Annotated in this window: 18 protein-coding genes; 4 read left to right on the plus strand and 14 right to left on the minus strand. The window is 47.8% G+C overall.

Annotated features, from left to right (window positions below):
- Positions 1 to 29 precede the first annotated feature (29 nt).
- Genes BC351_RS09215 through BC351_RS09235 form a run of 5 tightly spaced genes read right to left on the minus strand, consistent with a single transcriptional unit; the run spans position 30 to position 2920 of the window.
- Positions 30 to 845: a PPK2 family polyphosphate kinase gene (locus BC351_RS09215; RefSeq protein WP_079411012.1), complete on the minus strand. Its 816-nt coding sequence runs from the start codon at positions 843 to 845 to the stop codon at positions 30 to 32.
- Positions 846 to 857: 12 nt separating this feature from the next.
- Entirely contained in the window at positions 858 to 1625 is a 768-nt protein-coding gene (locus BC351_RS09220) for a sigma-70 family RNA polymerase sigma factor (protein ID WP_079411014.1), read from the minus strand.
- Positions 1622 to 2080: an anti-sigma B factor RsbW gene (gene rsbW / locus BC351_RS09225; RefSeq protein ID WP_079411016.1), complete on the minus strand. Its 459-nt coding sequence runs from the start codon at positions 2078 to 2080 to the stop codon at positions 1622 to 1624. The genes BC351_RS09220 and rsbW (BC351_RS09225) overlap by 4 nt, the downstream gene beginning before the upstream one ends.
- Positions 2077 to 2448 (minus strand): STAS domain-containing protein, encoded by a 372-nt coding sequence (locus BC351_RS09230; RefSeq protein WP_079411018.1) that lies wholly within the window; start codon positions 2446 to 2448, stop codon positions 2077 to 2079. Before BC351_RS09230 ends, rsbW (BC351_RS09225) begins: the two co-directional genes overlap by 4 nt.
- A 16-nt stretch (positions 2449 to 2464) precedes the next feature.
- Positions 2465 to 2920, minus strand: a complete 456-nt coding sequence (locus BC351_RS09235; protein WP_158082025.1) for a DUF948 domain-containing protein — start codon at positions 2918 to 2920, stop codon at positions 2465 to 2467.
- A 165-nt stretch (positions 2921 to 3085) separates the two neighbouring features.
- Here BC351_RS09235 and BC351_RS09240 point away from each other — a divergent pair, with 165 nt between their 5' ends.
- Positions 3086 to 3544: a Dps family protein gene (locus BC351_RS09240; protein WP_079411023.1), complete on the plus strand. Its 459-nt coding sequence runs from the start codon at positions 3086 to 3088 to the stop codon at positions 3542 to 3544.
- Positions 3545 to 3578: 34 nt separating this feature from the next.
- On the opposite strand, the gene rsbW (BC351_RS09245) is transcribed toward BC351_RS09240, so the two are convergent.
- The 7 genes from rsbW (BC351_RS09245) to BC351_RS09275 all read right to left on the minus strand — a co-directional run bounded on the left by rsbW (BC351_RS09245) (position 3579) and on the right by BC351_RS09275 (position 10827).
- Complete coding sequence (gene rsbW / locus BC351_RS09245; protein WP_079411025.1) at positions 3579 to 4016, minus strand: anti-sigma B factor RsbW; 438 nt, start codon at positions 4014 to 4016, stop codon at positions 3579 to 3581.
- Positions 4013 to 4345: an STAS domain-containing protein gene (locus BC351_RS09250; RefSeq protein ID WP_079411027.1), complete on the minus strand. Its 333-nt coding sequence runs from the start codon at positions 4343 to 4345 to the stop codon at positions 4013 to 4015. The genes rsbW (BC351_RS09245) and BC351_RS09250 overlap by 4 nt, the downstream gene beginning before the upstream one ends.
- A 130-nt stretch (positions 4346 to 4475) precedes the next feature.
- A complete protein-coding gene (locus BC351_RS09255; RefSeq protein ID WP_079411029.1) occupies positions 4476 to 5159 on the minus strand; it encodes a hypothetical protein in 684 nt (227 codons plus the stop codon).
- 29 nt (positions 5160 to 5188) lie between these two features.
- Positions 5189 to 6340 carry a glucose-1-phosphate adenylyltransferase subunit GlgD gene (glgD, locus tag BC351_RS09260; protein ID WP_079411031.1) on the minus strand — a complete coding sequence of 384 codons (1152 nt, stop codon included), beginning with the start codon at positions 6338 to 6340 and terminating at the stop codon, positions 5189 to 5191.
- Positions 6341 to 6457: 117 nt separating this feature from the next.
- The gene (locus tag BC351_RS09265; RefSeq protein ID WP_079411033.1) at positions 6458 to 7642 is read right to left on the minus strand and encodes a glucose-1-phosphate adenylyltransferase; all 1185 of its coding nucleotides are present in this window, start codon (positions 7640 to 7642) and stop codon (positions 6458 to 6460) included.
- A gap of 7 nt (positions 7643 to 7649) precedes the next feature.
- On the minus strand, positions 7650 to 9551 hold the full coding sequence (glgB, locus tag BC351_RS09270) for a 1,4-alpha-glucan branching protein GlgB (RefSeq protein ID WP_079411035.1): 1902 nt from the start codon (positions 9549 to 9551) through the stop codon (positions 7650 to 7652).
- A 139-nt stretch (positions 9552 to 9690) separates the two neighbouring features.
- Positions 9691 to 10827: a SpoIIE family protein phosphatase gene (locus BC351_RS09275; protein ID WP_079411037.1), complete on the minus strand. Its 1137-nt coding sequence runs from the start codon at positions 10825 to 10827 to the stop codon at positions 9691 to 9693.
- Between the two features lie 260 nt (positions 10828 to 11087).
- On the opposite strand from BC351_RS09275, the gene BC351_RS09280 reads away from it, so the two are divergent.
- The gene (locus BC351_RS09280) at positions 11088 to 11504 is read left to right on the plus strand and encodes a YtxH domain-containing protein (protein ID WP_079411039.1); all 417 of its coding nucleotides are present in this window, start codon (positions 11088 to 11090) and stop codon (positions 11502 to 11504) included.
- 184 nt (positions 11505 to 11688) lie between these two features.
- On the plus strand, positions 11689 to 12102 hold the full coding sequence (locus BC351_RS09285; RefSeq protein WP_079411041.1) for a hypothetical protein: 414 nt from the start codon (positions 11689 to 11691) through the stop codon (positions 12100 to 12102).
- A 339-nt stretch (positions 12103 to 12441) separates the two neighbouring features.
- Here BC351_RS09285 and fumC read toward each other — a convergent pair whose 3' ends face one another.
- Positions 12442 to 13827: a class II fumarate hydratase gene (gene fumC, locus BC351_RS09290; RefSeq protein ID WP_279628323.1), complete on the minus strand. Its 1386-nt coding sequence runs from the start codon at positions 13825 to 13827 to the stop codon at positions 12442 to 12444.
- A 195-nt stretch (positions 13828 to 14022) separates the two neighbouring features.
- Between fumC and BC351_RS09295 the strand changes: the two genes are divergently transcribed.
- Positions 14023 to 14415 carry an acyl-CoA thioesterase gene (locus BC351_RS09295; RefSeq protein WP_079411043.1) on the plus strand — a complete coding sequence of 131 codons (393 nt, stop codon included), beginning with the start codon at positions 14023 to 14025 and terminating at the stop codon, positions 14413 to 14415.
- A gap of 12 nt (positions 14416 to 14427) precedes the next feature.
- Here the strand turns inward: BC351_RS09295 and BC351_RS09300 are convergent, their stop codons facing one another.
- Positions 14428 to 15003 carry a pyridoxamine 5'-phosphate oxidase family protein gene (locus BC351_RS09300; RefSeq protein WP_079411045.1) on the minus strand — a complete coding sequence of 192 codons (576 nt, stop codon included), beginning with the start codon at positions 15001 to 15003 and terminating at the stop codon, positions 14428 to 14430.
- Between the last annotated feature and the right edge of the window lie 139 nt (positions 15004 to 15142).

The following is a 15142-nucleotide window of genomic DNA, read 5'->3' on the forward strand; positions in this document are numbered from 1 at the left end:
TTCAAGGAGTTAATAGAGAAGATTCCCCATTATTCTTGCAGTTGTTCAAGCAATTGATCCAACTCGGGATCAGAAGCCGGATAAGCTAATCGCATGCTTTCTAACGCGTCGACAGCGATTTGCAGAACAGCTAGATCTCGGTACCAACGGTGATTAGCCGGCACGACATACCAGGGAGCTGACTCCGTACTGCATTGCTTGAATACATCTTCATACGCTTCCTCATAAGCACTCCAGGATTCGCGCTCCACAAGATCGTTTTTATCGAATTTCCATCGCTTCGTTTCATCCGTTAAGCGGTTTCGCAGCTTCGCAAGTTGGAAATCCTTGGAGATGTGCAAGAAAATCTTCACAATCTTCACGCCGCTGCTCTCCAGCAATTTCTCGAAACGGTTGATATGTTTGAGCCGCTTCTTCACTTCCGCCTCACTGATCCACTTATGTGTTCTAGTGATCAGAACATCTTCGTAATAAGAACGAATAAATGCACCTATCATGCCTTTGGCCGGCACAATTCTGTGTGCTCGCCATAAGAAATCATGCGCCTCTTCTTCTTCTGTTGGTGTCCGGAAGCTATGGACTTGAAAGCCTTGCGGATGCAAGCCACCCAGCGCTCGCTTAACAACCCCGTCTTTGCCGCTGCAGTCCATGCCCTGAATCACAAAGAGAACAGATTGCTTCTTCTCGGCGTACAGCATATTTTGCAGAGCTTCTAATCGTTCCTTCAACCTTTCGATATTGGGTTCCGCCTCTTCTCGATCGTGAAGCGATCCTGTTTCATTCGGATCCATATTGGCTAAACGCACTTTTTTCCCGTGTTCCAAACGAAATTGGCTGCCTTGCATCAACGTGCCCCCCTATGAGTTCTCAGTCATAACTGTCTTTAGCTTATCTATTGCCCGTTTCTGTATACGTGATACACTCATCTGAGAAATTCCCAACTGATCGGCAATTTGCCGCTGCGATTGCCCTTCATGGTAGATGAGGCCAATAACGGTGCGTTCTTCTTCCTTCAGGCACGTCATGGCTTCCTCAAGGTCCATTCGTCTTTCCAAGGTGGTATAATCGTCGGTTGGACCTGCAATCATATCCCCAATCGTGGCACTGTCGCCTTCGCTCGTGAGCGGTGTATCCAAGGACGTATAATTATAATAATCACGGCCGGCCAGAATCTCAATCGTTTCTTCCGAGCTCAGCTCTAAATAAGCAGCAATTTCATCAATGCTTGGCGAACGTTCGAATTTGACCGTCAATTCATCCAATGCCCGTTGAACCATTGAACCTTTTTCTTTAATCCGTCTGGGAACCTGTATGTACCACGACTTGTCACGCAAATAATTTTTGAGGTGACCAATCAGGCTTTTCATCGCATAGGCTTCGAATGGAATTTCCATCGAGCTATCATAATTAGTGAAAAGCCGGAGCATCGACATCTGCCCAACTTGAAATAGATCTTCATACAAATCAGGACGGCTTCGCGACATCTTGCCGACTGCCATACGAACAATAGGTTCATAATGCAGCAGCAGTGCCGTAGCCGTCTCTTGGCAAGCAGTTTCTCTGTAGATTTTCATTTTCAAATACATTTCATATATAGGCTTTGAGGACGATGCATTGGCATTCATACCATTTCCTCTTTTCTATTCAGCTGCCCTGCCAAATGTTTCAACAAAATAACTTCAGTCCCTTTACCGCTGTTCGTGCGTACCTGCACATCATCCATCAGGGCTTGCATCAGGAAGAGACCTAAACCACCAACTGTCGCTTCGCTGATTGACTTGTGATGCAGGGTAGCTTCATCAGGGTCTGTTTGGACATAATTAAAGCTATTGCCCTCGTCTTTTACCGATATTCTCAAATAGCCCTCGCTATGCTCAAACTGAACCTCAACGGTTCCAATCTGATCATCGTAAGCATGAAGAATCGCATTGTTACAGGCTTCAGCCACGGCTACTTTCATATCTTCAATATCTTCAAAGGAGAAACCAGCTTTGGTGGCAACGCCATAAAGCGTTAAGCGAACGATGTCTAAATACTCCGCTTTTGCCGGTATTGTAAGGCCAATGTATAGGGTCGTCATATGATTTCTTCTTTCCTTTCTGTCGCACGCTGATTTGCCGTTGGCGAATTGCCGTTCACGAAATATCGTGACACGCCTGTTAAATCAAACAACCGCTGAATTTTGGCCGGAATATGCTGAATATGGAAGGCTGCTTTCATGGATGCTCTCACTTTGAGCACAGAAACGAACATGCCGATTCCGGTGCTATCGATATAGCGCAGCTCTCTTAAATCCAGCGTAAGACTTTGATTCTCTTGATTAACGACCGAATCAAGCACCGCCGCTAGCTCGGATGCGGCGGACAAATCCAGCTCCCCGCTTAAATAGATAATGTTCTCTTTGCCATTTGACTGCTTATAGACCGTAAATTTGCGTATTGCGTTCACAAGATGACCCCTCTCACTATTTCATAACACCTGTATGCGGTGATTTTTTGGTTTTCATTTTTTGCCACATATCGAAGGAAATCGCTGCGCCTTGAATAATCGCTTGCCATTTGGGGCTTGGCTTTGCTCCTTCTTTCATTATACTCGTTTGCTTCACAGCTGAAATCAAGCTTGTTGCCGATTGTTTCACGGAAGTTGTTAATTCATGAATGACTTGGCCAACATCGTTAACGGAGCCGAAAAGATGATTAAGTTTAGCCAACTTAACGCGTACATCTATGGCCATCTCATTCGTATTGAGAATAACATCCTGGACTTCTGAACTGATTTGTGTCACTTCATTTTTCATTTGGCCCATGGTTGATGTGATCTCATCCAAGGAATGCTTCAGTGATTTCAAGGTTTGTATCAAGTAAAAGACGAGAAATACAAACGCAACGGCAACGATTATCGCACTAATTTGTATTAACATTTCCATCACCCCTGTCTGCTTAATTACTTATAGTTACCCTCCTTGTCTAGGGATGAAACAGGTTACCCAAGAAAATTTCATTATACTTTCTCTTGTTTCAACCTTCCTATGGTTGGGTATTGTTATTCTATACACACCTATACGAATTAAATGGAGGGATTTCACATGGTAAAAGTCGCAACGAAAGCAAATCCGATTACAGAAATTCTGGACAAGCAAGTCGCCAACTTCTCTGTTCTGTATATGAAAATTCATAATTACCACTGGTACGTAAAAGGCGAAAACTTCTTCACCTTACATATCAAATTCGAGGAATTGTATACCGAAGCTGGCTTGCATCTTGACGTAATCGCCGAAAGAATGCTGTCGCTTCGCGCGATCCCTACGGCAACCTTGACGCAGCATCTGGAGAAGGCTTCCGTCAAAGAAGCCACAAATGACGAGACGGCTGAACAGATGGTGAAACAGTTGGCCAGTGACTTCTCGCTCGTCTGCTCGGAACTGACCGAAGGCATTGAGCTCGCTGAAGGAAGTAAAGATCAGCCCACGGCAGATCTCCTCATCGGCATTCGCTCATCCCTGGAGAAACACAGCTGGATGCTGGAAGCCTTCTTGGGAAAATAAGAGATGAACAAAATAACGGATTGACGGTTTCCCGTCAATCCGTTATTTGTGTTTGCACATATTTCACAAGTGTAACCTCGGTCCCCGCATCCGTATTGACGACAACCTCGTCCATCAACGCTTGCATCAAATAAATGCCAAGGCCACCGGGCTGAAGTTCGCTAGGTGAAGCTCCTGTTAGCGGTGCCGCATTCTCACTCTGTTCTTGATAATTGAAACCTGCACCGTCATCCTTCACTTTCACAACCAATTTCCCGTCACTGGACTCATAGCTAATCTCAATTTGCCCAGCATGGCCGCTCTCCGGTTCCCCGTGCAGCACCGCATTGTTGCAAGCTTCCGACACGGCTACTTTCATATCTTCAATATCTTCATAGGAAAATCCTAATTTGCTGGCAATGCCATACAGGCTGAGTCGGACGATATCTAAGTATTCCGCTGTAGCGGGTATCTTTAAGCGAACGACATTCATGCTCTGCCTTCGATCCCTTCGTTTAGGAATCCGGAAATGCCCGTAAGATCAAAGAGCTTTCTGATGCTGGCCGGAATATTGCGAACACTGAAAGGCGCTTTCAGCTCATCCCTAATTTTCAACGCTGAAACCACAATGCCAATGCCTGTGCTATCAATATACCTTAACTGCCCTACATCTAGGATTAACGCTTTATCCGCCCGATGGACAACTTCTTCGAGTGCATGCCGGAAAGTTAGAGCTGCCGCCAAATCCAACTCCCCTCTGATATGAAGCTGTATGGATTCTTCCGATTCTTCTTGATCAACCTGGAACTTTTCCGCTGACATGAGCCACACTCCTTTAAGTTATTCTTCTTCTAAATAGTAACAATACCCTTGGCGTTTCACAAGTTATGTTTACAACAGATCAATCCTCCGCAAACAAGTTCAAGCTGGCCTTAGTGGCCAGCTGTCGCGGTTATGTGCTAGAGAGATGATAATAATCAATGGAGATGGGATTCTGCGTGTCAGGCTGCATAAAAAGTTTAATCAGCGCTTCCTTCCTTTGAAAAACAACCCCATCCTCCGCTACAAAATCAGGCTCGCCAAGCAGTTGCTTGATATCAGCCAGCGTTAAGGAGATTTCTTGATCATTAATTTGAATGCGGCCTGCCCGTGCCGGCACTTGCACAAAAGCAACAACATCTTCATAGAAGCCCACATTGACATCCGGATATTGATAAATGGTTTCTCCTATGAATTGAGGGTCCTCAACTTTGGTAAGCGGAGCCCCCTTTTTAGCTGTTACATCTGCTGTATTATCCTCCAATGAAATGCCTTCCAGACTAACCAAAGACGTCAGGATTGAGCTGCTGCTAACAGCCTGACTCAGATTAGAGGCAGTCCCGGCATCCTCTTGCGCAGCAAGCTTAGGAGGCGAGACGGGCAGGGAGGAATCGTCTGATCCCTCCGGCAGCATGCTGATCACCGCTGGCGAGAGGACAACTTCAGGTTCACCGATGCGCCCTGAGCTTGTCCCTTTTAGCACCAGCAAAATCAGTGTCACCACCAAAGCGAACAAGGCTAGTCTATAAAAGCGGCGTTGATAGCCTGTTACGTGTGTAAGCATCTGGGCTTCTTTCTCACGCATCAATACGTTCATATCCGATCCTCCCTACTCTCGCCTCTGGATTAAAGTATTCCGCTTTTCTCCGCTACGAAGGGATGTGCATACTGTCCGCATAAGACTGCCCCTCGCTCCACAATGACCTGCTTGTCCAAAATGACCCGGTCCAAATACGCGCTGGCTTCGATCGTGCAGTCGTGCATAATCACGCTATTTTTGACACTGGCACCGCTGCTGATCGTCACCCCGGGGAACAGGATGCTGTTCTCCACATACCCTTCAATTCGGCAGCCTGGCGCAACGAAGGAATTACGGACCAATGCTTGCTGATGGCAAGCGATTTGCGGTTCTTCCTCTTTCCGCGTGTAGACAGATTCCTGATTAATCATGAACTGCTTCCACCCCTGAGGCTGCAGCAGATGCATACTATGCGCGTAATAACTATCCACAGAGTCCATGATCGCGATATAGCCATGATTGGCATAGCCCTGCACATAAATATCATCCAAATGAGCCCAAATCACATTTTTCAAATAAATTTCCGTGCCGCTCTTCATACTCTTCTCGATAAGATCAATCAATAAGCTGCGCCCAATCACCATCGTATCCAGGTCAATATTCTGCAGCGTTAAACTTGGCAATGCATGATAGGTGGGCACAGCCCGGATGACACGGCCATGGTCATTCATTTCCAGATTGTACGCATGACCAATATGCGCGTGGCGGTCGATCTCCGTTAAGTTTTTGTAGAGAACCGTAATTTCCGCTCCGCTGCTGAGATGATAATCAACCATATTTTCAAAATTAGAACGGTAAATCACACTGCTCGGAGCCAGCAAAATATACGTTTCCGTACAGGATTTCAAATAATCCAAATGACTGTACAGATGGAGGAGATCACCATGTTCAAGCGTGCGCAGCCGATCCGCGTCATCAATCCGCAAGGAGACAGGCGGGAGAATGGACACTCCCCCTTCCTGCGACGCATCCAGTCCCCAATCCTGCCCATCGCCAACATGCTCAAGCAAAGATTCTGCCTTGGAATTCGCCAACACGACGACCTTCTGAATGCCCGAATTGCTCATATTGGAAAGTGCGAAGTCAACGAGCCTATACTTCCCTGCAAAAGGTACAGCAGCCACACAGCGATTACGTGTAAGCGTCGACAAATCATCCTGTTCATCCATAAGATTGATCATACCGAGAACATTTTTCATGATTTACTCCTCCTAAGAGATTTGCTTTAGCAAATCTAGCTTCGTAAGCATAATCTTGAGATTTGCTTTAGCAAATCTGGCTTCGTAAGCATTATCTTGAGATTTGCTTTAGACGCCTTATCCGAAATTCACCCTTGTACCCGTCAGTTTCGCTGGAATCGAAGCAGGGTAGTGACGTCCAATAATCGCTTTCTCTCCAATGACGGTCAGCTCCGAGCCACCTGGTTTGCCAACAATGGCCCCATCTTTGATAATCGTACCTTCGCCGACAATCGCATTCAGGACTAGGGCATTTTTGCCGATCTGAACACCCGGCATAATTACGCTGTTCAAGACCCTGCTGTTCTCTCCCACTCTCACACCATCAAAAAGCACGGAATGGCTCACACTGCCATAAATAGAAGTGCCCTCGCCAACAACTGCGTTATTTACCCTAGCGCTGAGCGATACATGACTCTTGGCGTCACCACGTTCCTTGGTGAACACCGGCCAATTCTCATGATCCAACTGCAGCCTTGGCGTATAGCCAAGCAGATCCATATGAGACTCCCAGAGACTCTCGATCGTACCGACATCCTTCCAATAGCCTTCAAAAGGATACGCAGATATATAAGCACCCGCATCCAGCAGCGCAGGGATAATATCTTTGCCAAAATCATGCGTAGAGGATTCATCCATCGCATCAATCTCCAAGGAAGAGCGAAGCACTTCCCAGTTGAAAATATAAATCCCCATGGATGCTAGATTGCTCGTCGGTTTAACCGGTTTCTCGGCAAAACCGGTAACTCGGTGAGCATCGTCCGTGCTCATAATCCCGAAGCGGCTCGCTTCCTCCCATTTCACGGGAATAACAGAAAGAGTGGCATCGGCGCCAGAGGCTTTGTGATGCGCCAGCATCTTTTGATAGTCCATGTTATAAATGTGGTCACCGGAAATAACCAATACATAGCTTGGATTATGAGCCCGCAGATAGGATAGATTTTGATAGATGGCATCTGCTGTACCGGAATATGCGTTAGGCGCGCCAACCTGTCTTTCCAGAATAGAAATGCCGCCGGACTCACTCTCCATCCCCCAAGCTTCCCCATTGCCGATATGGGCATGCAAAACAGCTGGCTTATACTGCGTGAGCACGCCAACCGTATCAATGCCGGAATTGCGGCAATTGCTCAACGTAAAATCGATAATTCTATATTTTCCGCCAAAATGAACGGCTGGTTTTGCTATATTTTTCGTTAATGGGCTAAGCCTAGTCCCCTCACCGCCAGCTAAAAGCATTGCTACACATTCTTGTTTGTTCATGACATCCTCATCCTTCCGAAGGGGTATATTTGAAGATCACAGCTGCAAGTGGTGGTATATGAATCGTTATGCTATAAGGGCGATCCTGACAGGCGAATTCCTCTGCCATTAAATGACTTTCGTTCCCTACACCCGATCCGCCGAATTCCGGCTTATCGCTGTTAAACACTTCCTGATAAGTGCCCTGCTTCATGACCCCTAAGCGATAGTTTTCATGAGTCTCTGTCTTAAAATTGCAAACAATCACGAGATGCTCATCCGTCTTTTCCGCTTTGCGAATGAACATGACCAGACCATCACTTCGGTCCTCGGCGCCAATGGCTTCGAAGCCGCTTGGGTCATAGTCGAGTTCCCATAACGCTTTCTCTGCTTTATAGAAATGATTCATCATCTTCACGAAGGCCTCAAATTGCTGATGTTCCTCGAACTCCAGCAGATTCCATTCGAGAGCACTTTCCGAATTCCAATCGTCCATCTGGCCGAATTCATTGCCCATGAATAACAGCTTTTTGCCGGGATGCCCGATCATATAGCTATACAACACACGCAGATTCGCGAAACGCTGCCAGTTATCATCACCAGACATTTTACCCAGAAGCGATTTGGATGAATGAACCACTTCATCATGCGCATAAGGCAGAATATAATTCTCCTCCCAAGCGTTCAGCAGGGAATTCGTTAATTGATCCTCCGCTTCGCCGCGCTCCTCTTGCGTTTTCTTCATATATTCCAAGGTGTTCCACGTATAGCCTAAGTTCCATTTATAATTAAACCCGAGTCCGCCATGATCAACCGACGTCGTTACGCCAGGATATGAGCTCGAATCCTCCGCCATCATCAGCGCATTTGGGTACCTGGAGAACACAACCGCATTCAGCTTCTGCAGAAAAGCGATGCCTTCCAGATTCTCGTCGCCTCCGAATTCGTTCGTAATACGATCCCCACCTTCTCTGTCGAAATTAAGCGTCAATATGCTATAAACGGCATCCACTCTTAATCCGTCAATATGATACACGTCCATCCAGAACAGCGCGTTGGAGATTAAGAAGCTCAGCACCTCCGGCTTCCCATAATCGAAGATTTGGGTCCCCCAGGTCGGGTTTTCTCCCTTCCGGCTGTCTGCATATTCATAAAGCGGCGTCCCATCGAAGCGAGTCAAACCATGAGCATCTTTGCAGTAATGCGCCGGCACCCAGTCCATAATGACGCCAATCCCCTTCTGATGGCAGCGATCAACGAAGACCATGAAGTCCTTCGGCGATCCAAATCGGCTCGTCACCGAGAAATAGCTTGTCACCTGATAGCCCCAAGAAGCATCCAACGGGTGCTCCTCTAATGGCATCAACTCGATGTGGGTATAACCACGCTCCAGCACATAGTCAACCAGCTCATCAGCCAATTCCAAGTACGTGTAGAAACCTCCGTCTTCCTTGCGCTTCCAGCTGCCCAGATGCACCTCATAGATCAAAAGAGGCTGCTGCAGAAATTGATTCGAGGTTTTCGTAGCCAGCCATTCCTCATCCTGCCATTCGTAACCTTCCAAAGAAGTTACAATGGATGCCGTTCCAGGACGAAGCTCCGTGTGAAAAGCGTACGGATCTGATTTCAGATAACACTCGTCATCCAAGGTGATGATCTCGTATTTATACAGCGTACCTTCCTCCAGCTTCGGAATGAAAAGCGTCCATACACCGTCTGACATCGACATCTTATGATTGCTGCCATCCCAGCCATTGAAGCTGCCCGATACATTCACTTGTTTCGCATTTGGTGCCCAAACGGCGAAGTTGATCCCCCTCATGCCTTGCCGTTCTTCCATGTGGGAACCCAGAAATTGATAGCTTTGATACTGTGTGCCCTCATACAATAAATAGGTAGCGTCTGAATCCGGTGCAGATGCCATCGTCATCCCATTTCCTCCCATCCTGATTGGATTGATATTCCTTATTACACCTCTTTGTGCCTATTGAAACAAAAAACGCACAAGTTTTATTCCCATTTGGGATAAACTTGTGCGTTCTCATATGTGATAAATAATAAGGCCCGTATTACTCTGCTGTAATCAAAACCAAGCACATATCATCTGGGGGTGAGCCGCTTTTGGCATATGGATAAATCCGTTCGATCAAGCCGTCAGGATCGTGCGTCTGCATAGCCTCCAAGCCCCCTTGGATCTTGCTGATCCCGTCCTCTTGCTCATCATCAAGCCATTCGGAGAGGCCATCTGTGAACAGAACAATTCGGGCATCCTTCTTATAAGGAATAACCCCCTTCGTAATCTCAATGCCTTCAAAAAAGCCAATGGCGCAGCAGCCTTCCGTCAACAGCTTCACCTCGCCATCCAAAATGGCAATTCCGGTAGGATGCCCGGCATTCACATATTCAATCGTACGATGCTCGGTATCGAGCACCATATAAATCGACGTAAAGTAATAATTGATCAAATTATCCGCTTTATGCAGCTGATTCATGCGTCCATTCAATTCTCGGATGACGCCTTCCGGATCACAAATATTCGTAATCGTATCCTTCAAGGCTGAGTAAATGTACATGCACACCAGCGAAGAAGAAATACCGTGCCCCATCATGTCCAGCAAAATAATGCCATACCGATTCGGTCCGATCGGGTACCAAGCATAGAAGTCGCCAGCCAGCTCCGATGAAGGCTTATAGACAGCCGATATGTTGATATGCTCATCCTGAATCGGACTGCTAAGTACGCTGCGCTGCACTTGTTTGGCCAGATCAAGCTCATACTTGATTCGCTTATCCCGCTCTTTGTGCCAATCCTTCTCGAATTTGAGACGAAGCGTGGAGCGAATACGAGCCAGCAGCTCTACTTTATTAATTGGCTTCATCACGTAATCCAGCGCCCCTGCATCCAGTGCTTCCGCCAATTTATTGGAATCTCCCATAGCCGTTACGAAGATAATCGGGATATCCCGGAACCGTTCATCCGCTTGAACCGTTCGACAGGCTTCAACCCCATCAATTTCCGGCATCATCATATCCATCAAGATCAAGTCCACGGGTACTTCTCCCGTAGTTGGTGAATTCATCTCTAATAATTGATACAGCTCTTTGGCTGAAGAGACCATTGTTAGATCCGTGTATCCGGCTTTAAGCAGAATTTTTTCGATTATAAGTAAATTCGTCGCGTTATCGTCGACAATGACAATACTCATGGCTCAAACCCCTCTCGGGCAAAAGTTAAACAGTAACCCTCACCATAGTTTAGCATAGTTTAAAAAATAAAAATCGCTAGAGTTCTTCTATTTACTACCCGCATTTGAAAATTTCAATCAGAATACAGGCATTCCTTGCACGTTTATATTAATGAAATGGAAATCTAAATAAACTTTTGCTGTTTCAGAATCAGGAAATACGGTTACTTCCTACTATGAAGCATGACAAACCATAACCCAATTTGAAGGAGAGATGACTCATGAGTGAAGCAGTCGGAACAAACAAAGGCGGACTATTATTAGGTTTAGTTATCGGCGGAGCGGTTGGTGCAGTAGCTTCCCTGTTATTTGCCCCTAAAGCTGGGTCAGAGCTGCGCGAAGACCTTTCTAATACGTACCGTACTTTAAACGATAAAACAAGCAAATTGGCTTCAACAGTTGGTCAAAAAACACAAGAAATTGTCTCCAGTGTTTGCGAGACAACCCAAGATATCGCGGCAACGGCCAGCGAAAAAGCCAAAGACATCGTTTCCACCGTCAGTGAGAAATCACAAGAAATCGGCAGCAAAGCCTCCGACGTAATCGATAAAGCCAAAGAGAGCAAACAACTGGTAGCTGAGTCCTTGCAGGCCGCCACAAGCAACAGCTCCCATGGCAGCAATAACAACCAGCATTAGAAGAGGGAGCTGGTAGAACAAACATTAGAACAGGGAAAGCTGGTTTCGGGCTGGTAGAGCAAATATTAGAACAGGCAGAAAGTCTGTTTCTGGCTGGTAGAACAAACATTAGAACACAAAAAACCGGTTTCGGGCTGGTAGAACAAATTTGTTTAGCCGCAGGTTTGAAAGGAGCGTTTGGACTATGGACAAAAACGCCTTGCATCAACAACTCACCGATTTGGGATTAGAACGTATTGAATATACAGAGAAATCGGTATACCAAATTAAAATCTACAACGAAGCTACCTCCGTCGGATACCCGCTCACATTGACAACACTGACGACCGAGCATGGGAACACCACCGTTCACTTCCACGAAGCCGACTTTCAAGAGAATGAATTCGTTCCTCTTCAAGTCCGGCGGGCTGCGCTGGATAAACTTATCGAACTCGAGCGACTATGCAACGGTTCCGCCAGCAAATCCTTGGAAGAAGCCAACAATAGCTCCATGGCCCAGGATATGGGCGAAATCAAAAAGCTCGGCAACGAGATGAAGCACATGAAAACAAACAGTGAATTACTGGAGAAGAATCTAATTCCCGATCCGATTCAGTAAGCAAGGATGAAGAAGGAACCTCTAACGCCACTTTGTGGGGTTGGAGGTTTTTCCCATGTTAGCTGGGTGCGGGCAGGGTGGTTGGGTTGGCGGGGCCCGGGAGTTCCAGCACTTTAAGGTTGTTTTTACTTAACAGTGGACACAACGAATTGGGGAGTTCGGCCTTATGGTGGGTCAGGTGCGTGTGTTGTGGGCTTTAGGGCTGGGAAACAGCCTTACGGTTGGCGGATTTGGTGGATCTGATGGATTCCACCACTTTGAACATACAAAATCCTACAGATTCGCGGTTTGCCGCTTCTGTAGGATTTATTTGTTTGCTTAACCGAGACAGACTCGATCTTATGCCTTCGGATGCACCATATCTTCCGGCTTAACGTAGCTGTCGAACTGCTCAGCCGTCAGGTAGCCGCTGCGCAGGGCTGACTCCTTCAGTGTCAGCCCTTCTTTGTGGGCTTGCTTCGCAATGCTGGCTGCTTTCTCATACCCGATATACGGGTTGAGCGCCGTGACCAGCATGAGGGATTGTTCCAGATTGCGCTGGATGACAGCGCGATTCGGCTCCATGCCCGCGAGGCAATTGTCGTTGAACGAGCGCATACTATCGGCCAACAGCCGCACCGACTGCAGGAAGTTGTGAATGATAACGGGCTTGAACACGTTCAGCTCGAAGTTGCCTTGGCTGGCGGCGAAGCCGATTGCCGCATCGTTGCCCATTACCTGGCAAACGACCATCGTCATCGCTTCGCTCTGCGTGGGGTTGACCTTGCCCGGCATGATCGAGCTGCCGGGCTCGTTCTCTGGGATCGTAATCTCCCCGATCCCGCAGCGGGGACCGCTGGATAGCCAGCGCACATCGTTGGCTATCTTCATTAAGTTCGCCGCCAGCGCCTTCAGCGCGCCGTGGGCGTAAACAATCTGATCATGGCTGGTCAGCGCATGAAACTTGTTCGCCGCCGAGACGAAGCGCGTGCCCGTCTCGCGAGTCAACGCTTCGGCGACGCGCGCGCCGAACTCGGGATGCGCGTTCAGCCCGGTGCCGACCGCGGTGCCGCCAATAGCCAGCTCGCGCATCGTATCCACGCTGCTGCGCACCATGCGCGCAGTCTGCTCCAGCATGGCCCACCAGCCGCTGATCTCCTGCCCGAGCGTCAGCGGGGTAGCATCCTGCAGATGGGTGCGGCCGATCTTGACGATGGAGGCGTAAGCCTCCATCTTGCTGTGCAGTGTCGCCTGCAGAAGCTCCAGCGCAGGCAGAAGCTCTTGCTCCACCGCGATGACGCCAGCTACATGCATCGCAGTTGGAAATGTATCGTTCGAGCTCTGCGAACGATTCACATCATCATTGGGATGGATGCGAGTACCATCCCCCATCAGCTCGCTGCCTCGGTGAGCAATCACCTCGTTCACGTTCATGTTCGACTGCGTGCCGCTGCCCGTCTGCCAGACGACAAGCGGGAACTCGTCGTGCCAGCGGCCTTGTACGATTTCGTCTGCCGCCTGAGCGATCGCCTCCGCTTTCTCCGGCGTCAACCCGCCAAGCTCGCGGTTCACCTGAGCGGCTGCTTTTTTCAACAAAGCAAAAGCCCCTATCAACCGTTCCGGCATCCGCTCCGTGCCGATTTTGAAATTCTCATAGCTGCGCTGCGTTTGAGCCCCCCACAACTTATCCACAGGTACTCTGATTTCCCCCATTGTATCCTTTTCAATCCGATACTCTTGCGTCACTCGAACCGCCTCCTATTGCTTCGTTATGCTGACATAACCCGCTAGAATGTATTAACCAATCACCAAACACATAAATCTTATTTTACCCAGATCATGGCAACCTATGAGCCATTTGCTGGTTTTCTCCTCCATCGAAGAGATATAATAAACAAAAAACACCCGCCAAGGCAGGTGCTGCCAAAGGAGCAAAGCCTCATGGAAACTAGACTAGACATTATCGTCCGATCCACCGAAATTGATGTGAATGGCCACGTCAACAATGCCAAATATTTGGAATACCTCGAATGGGGAAGGGAAGAATGGTACGAGCAATCCGAGTTGTTTTATGATACGTTTGGCGCGATGGGCATTCAAACCGTTACCGTGAACATCAACATTAATTATAAAAAAGAGTGCAAACAAGGTGAGCACCTGACCGTCACTTGCCGGCCTGACAAAATGGGACGCTCCAGCTATGTGCTGAAGCAAGAAATTGTCAACCAGCAAGGCGAATTGTGTGCCGATGCCCTTGTAACCAGTGTGACGATGGACAGTACAACACGCAAAAGCGTAGAGGCCCCTGAGGCATTACGAAAGCATTTTAGCTAAAGAACAAGTCATTTACACAGTCCCTGTGGATAACTTCTGGCCCAACGGCGTTGGCAGTCCATCCATGCTGACCATATTTTTCTCCTGCCAGTAGTCCGTTAATCCTTGCTCGCCTTTTTGTGCGGCCCATTTCTGCAGTGTCGTGCGTTCTCCCTCGTAATTGTAAAAAGGGACGCTATAGCCGCATGAGGTCTTGACCTCATGCACATCAACAACAATCATTTGACGCGCTCCAGGCAAAAGGGTGAACCTAGGCGCGATCACCTCCCACTCCTGCGTACCTGGCAATACGACCCGCCCTTCTCCATAGAGGCGCAGAATCATGGGCGGTCCCTCAAAAGCCATAAACATCACGGTAATCCGTCCGTTCCCGCTCTCCTCCAGATGCGCGCTCGTCTCATTCCCGCTCCCGGTTAAATCGAGATAGGCCACCTCATTCTTCGATAAAATCCGAAAAACATCGTGACCCTTCGGTGAAAGATTAACATGACCTTCCCCCGACAAGGGGGCAGAACCTACGAAAAAAATATGCTGCTTCGCGATAAACTGCTCATGATCCGGCAATAGTGCCTCGAAAGATTTGCCCATCGGCCATCCGCCTCCATTCCCAATTTCTTCTATTATGCTCTTCATAACGACATTTGTGAAATACCTAAAACAGACTTCTCTTATAGTTTTTACCTATGAAGATTCCCGCTTTATTCATCGTTAAAATTATCTGCATACT

Origin of the sequence: Paenibacillus ferrarius (assembly GCF_002027705.1) — a bacterium.
Lineage (GTDB): Bacteria > Bacillota > Bacilli > Paenibacillales > NBRC-103111 > Paenibacillus_E > Paenibacillus_E ferrarius.

Coding starts and splice junctions, on each gene's coding strand:
- BC351_RS09215 (WP_079411012.1), bottom strand. CDS start 845: ATGCAAGGCAGCCAATTTCGTTTGGAACACGGGAAAAAAGTGCGTTTA.
- BC351_RS09220 (WP_079411014.1), bottom strand. CDS start 1,625: ATGAATGCCAATGCATCGTCCTCAAAGCCTATATATGAAATGTATTTG.
- rsbW (WP_079411016.1), bottom strand. CDS start 2,080: ATGACGACCCTATACATTGGCCTTACAATACCGGCAAAAGCGGAGTAT.
- BC351_RS09235 (WP_158082025.1), bottom strand. CDS start 2,920: ATGTTAATACAAATTAGTGCGATAATCGTTGCCGTTGCGTTTGTATTT.
- BC351_RS09240 (WP_079411023.1), top strand. CDS start 3,086: ATGGTAAAAGTCGCAACGAAAGCAAATCCGATTACAGAAATTCTGGAC.
- rsbW (WP_079411025.1), bottom strand. CDS start 4,016: ATGAATGTCGTTCGCTTAAAGATACCCGCTACAGCGGAATACTTAGAT.
- BC351_RS09250 (WP_079411027.1), bottom strand. CDS start 4,345: ATGTCAGCGGAAAAGTTCCAGGTTGATCAAGAAGAATCGGAAGAATCC.
- BC351_RS09255 (WP_079411029.1), bottom strand. CDS start 5,159: ATGAACGTATTGATGCGTGAGAAAGAAGCCCAGATGCTTACACACGTA.
- glgD (WP_079411031.1), bottom strand. CDS start 6,340: ATGAAAAATGTTCTCGGTATGATCAATCTTATGGATGAACAGGATGAT.
- BC351_RS09265 (WP_079411033.1), bottom strand. CDS start 7,642: ATGAACAAACAAGAATGTGTAGCAATGCTTTTAGCTGGCGGTGAGGGG.
- glgB (WP_079411035.1), bottom strand. CDS start 9,551: ATGACGATGGCATCTGCACCGGATTCAGACGCTACCTATTTATTGTAT.
- BC351_RS09275 (WP_079411037.1), bottom strand. CDS start 10,827: ATGAGTATTGTCATTGTCGACGATAACGCGACGAATTTACTTATAATC.
- BC351_RS09280 (WP_079411039.1), top strand. CDS start 11,088: ATGAGTGAAGCAGTCGGAACAAACAAAGGCGGACTATTATTAGGTTTA.
- BC351_RS09285 (WP_079411041.1), top strand. CDS start 11,689: ATGGACAAAAACGCCTTGCATCAACAACTCACCGATTTGGGATTAGAA.
- BC351_RS09295 (WP_079411043.1), top strand. CDS start 14,023: ATGGAAACTAGACTAGACATTATCGTCCGATCCACCGAAATTGATGTG.
- BC351_RS09300 (WP_079411045.1), bottom strand. CDS start 15,003: ATGGGCAAATCTTTCGAGGCACTATTGCCGGATCATGAGCAGTTTATC.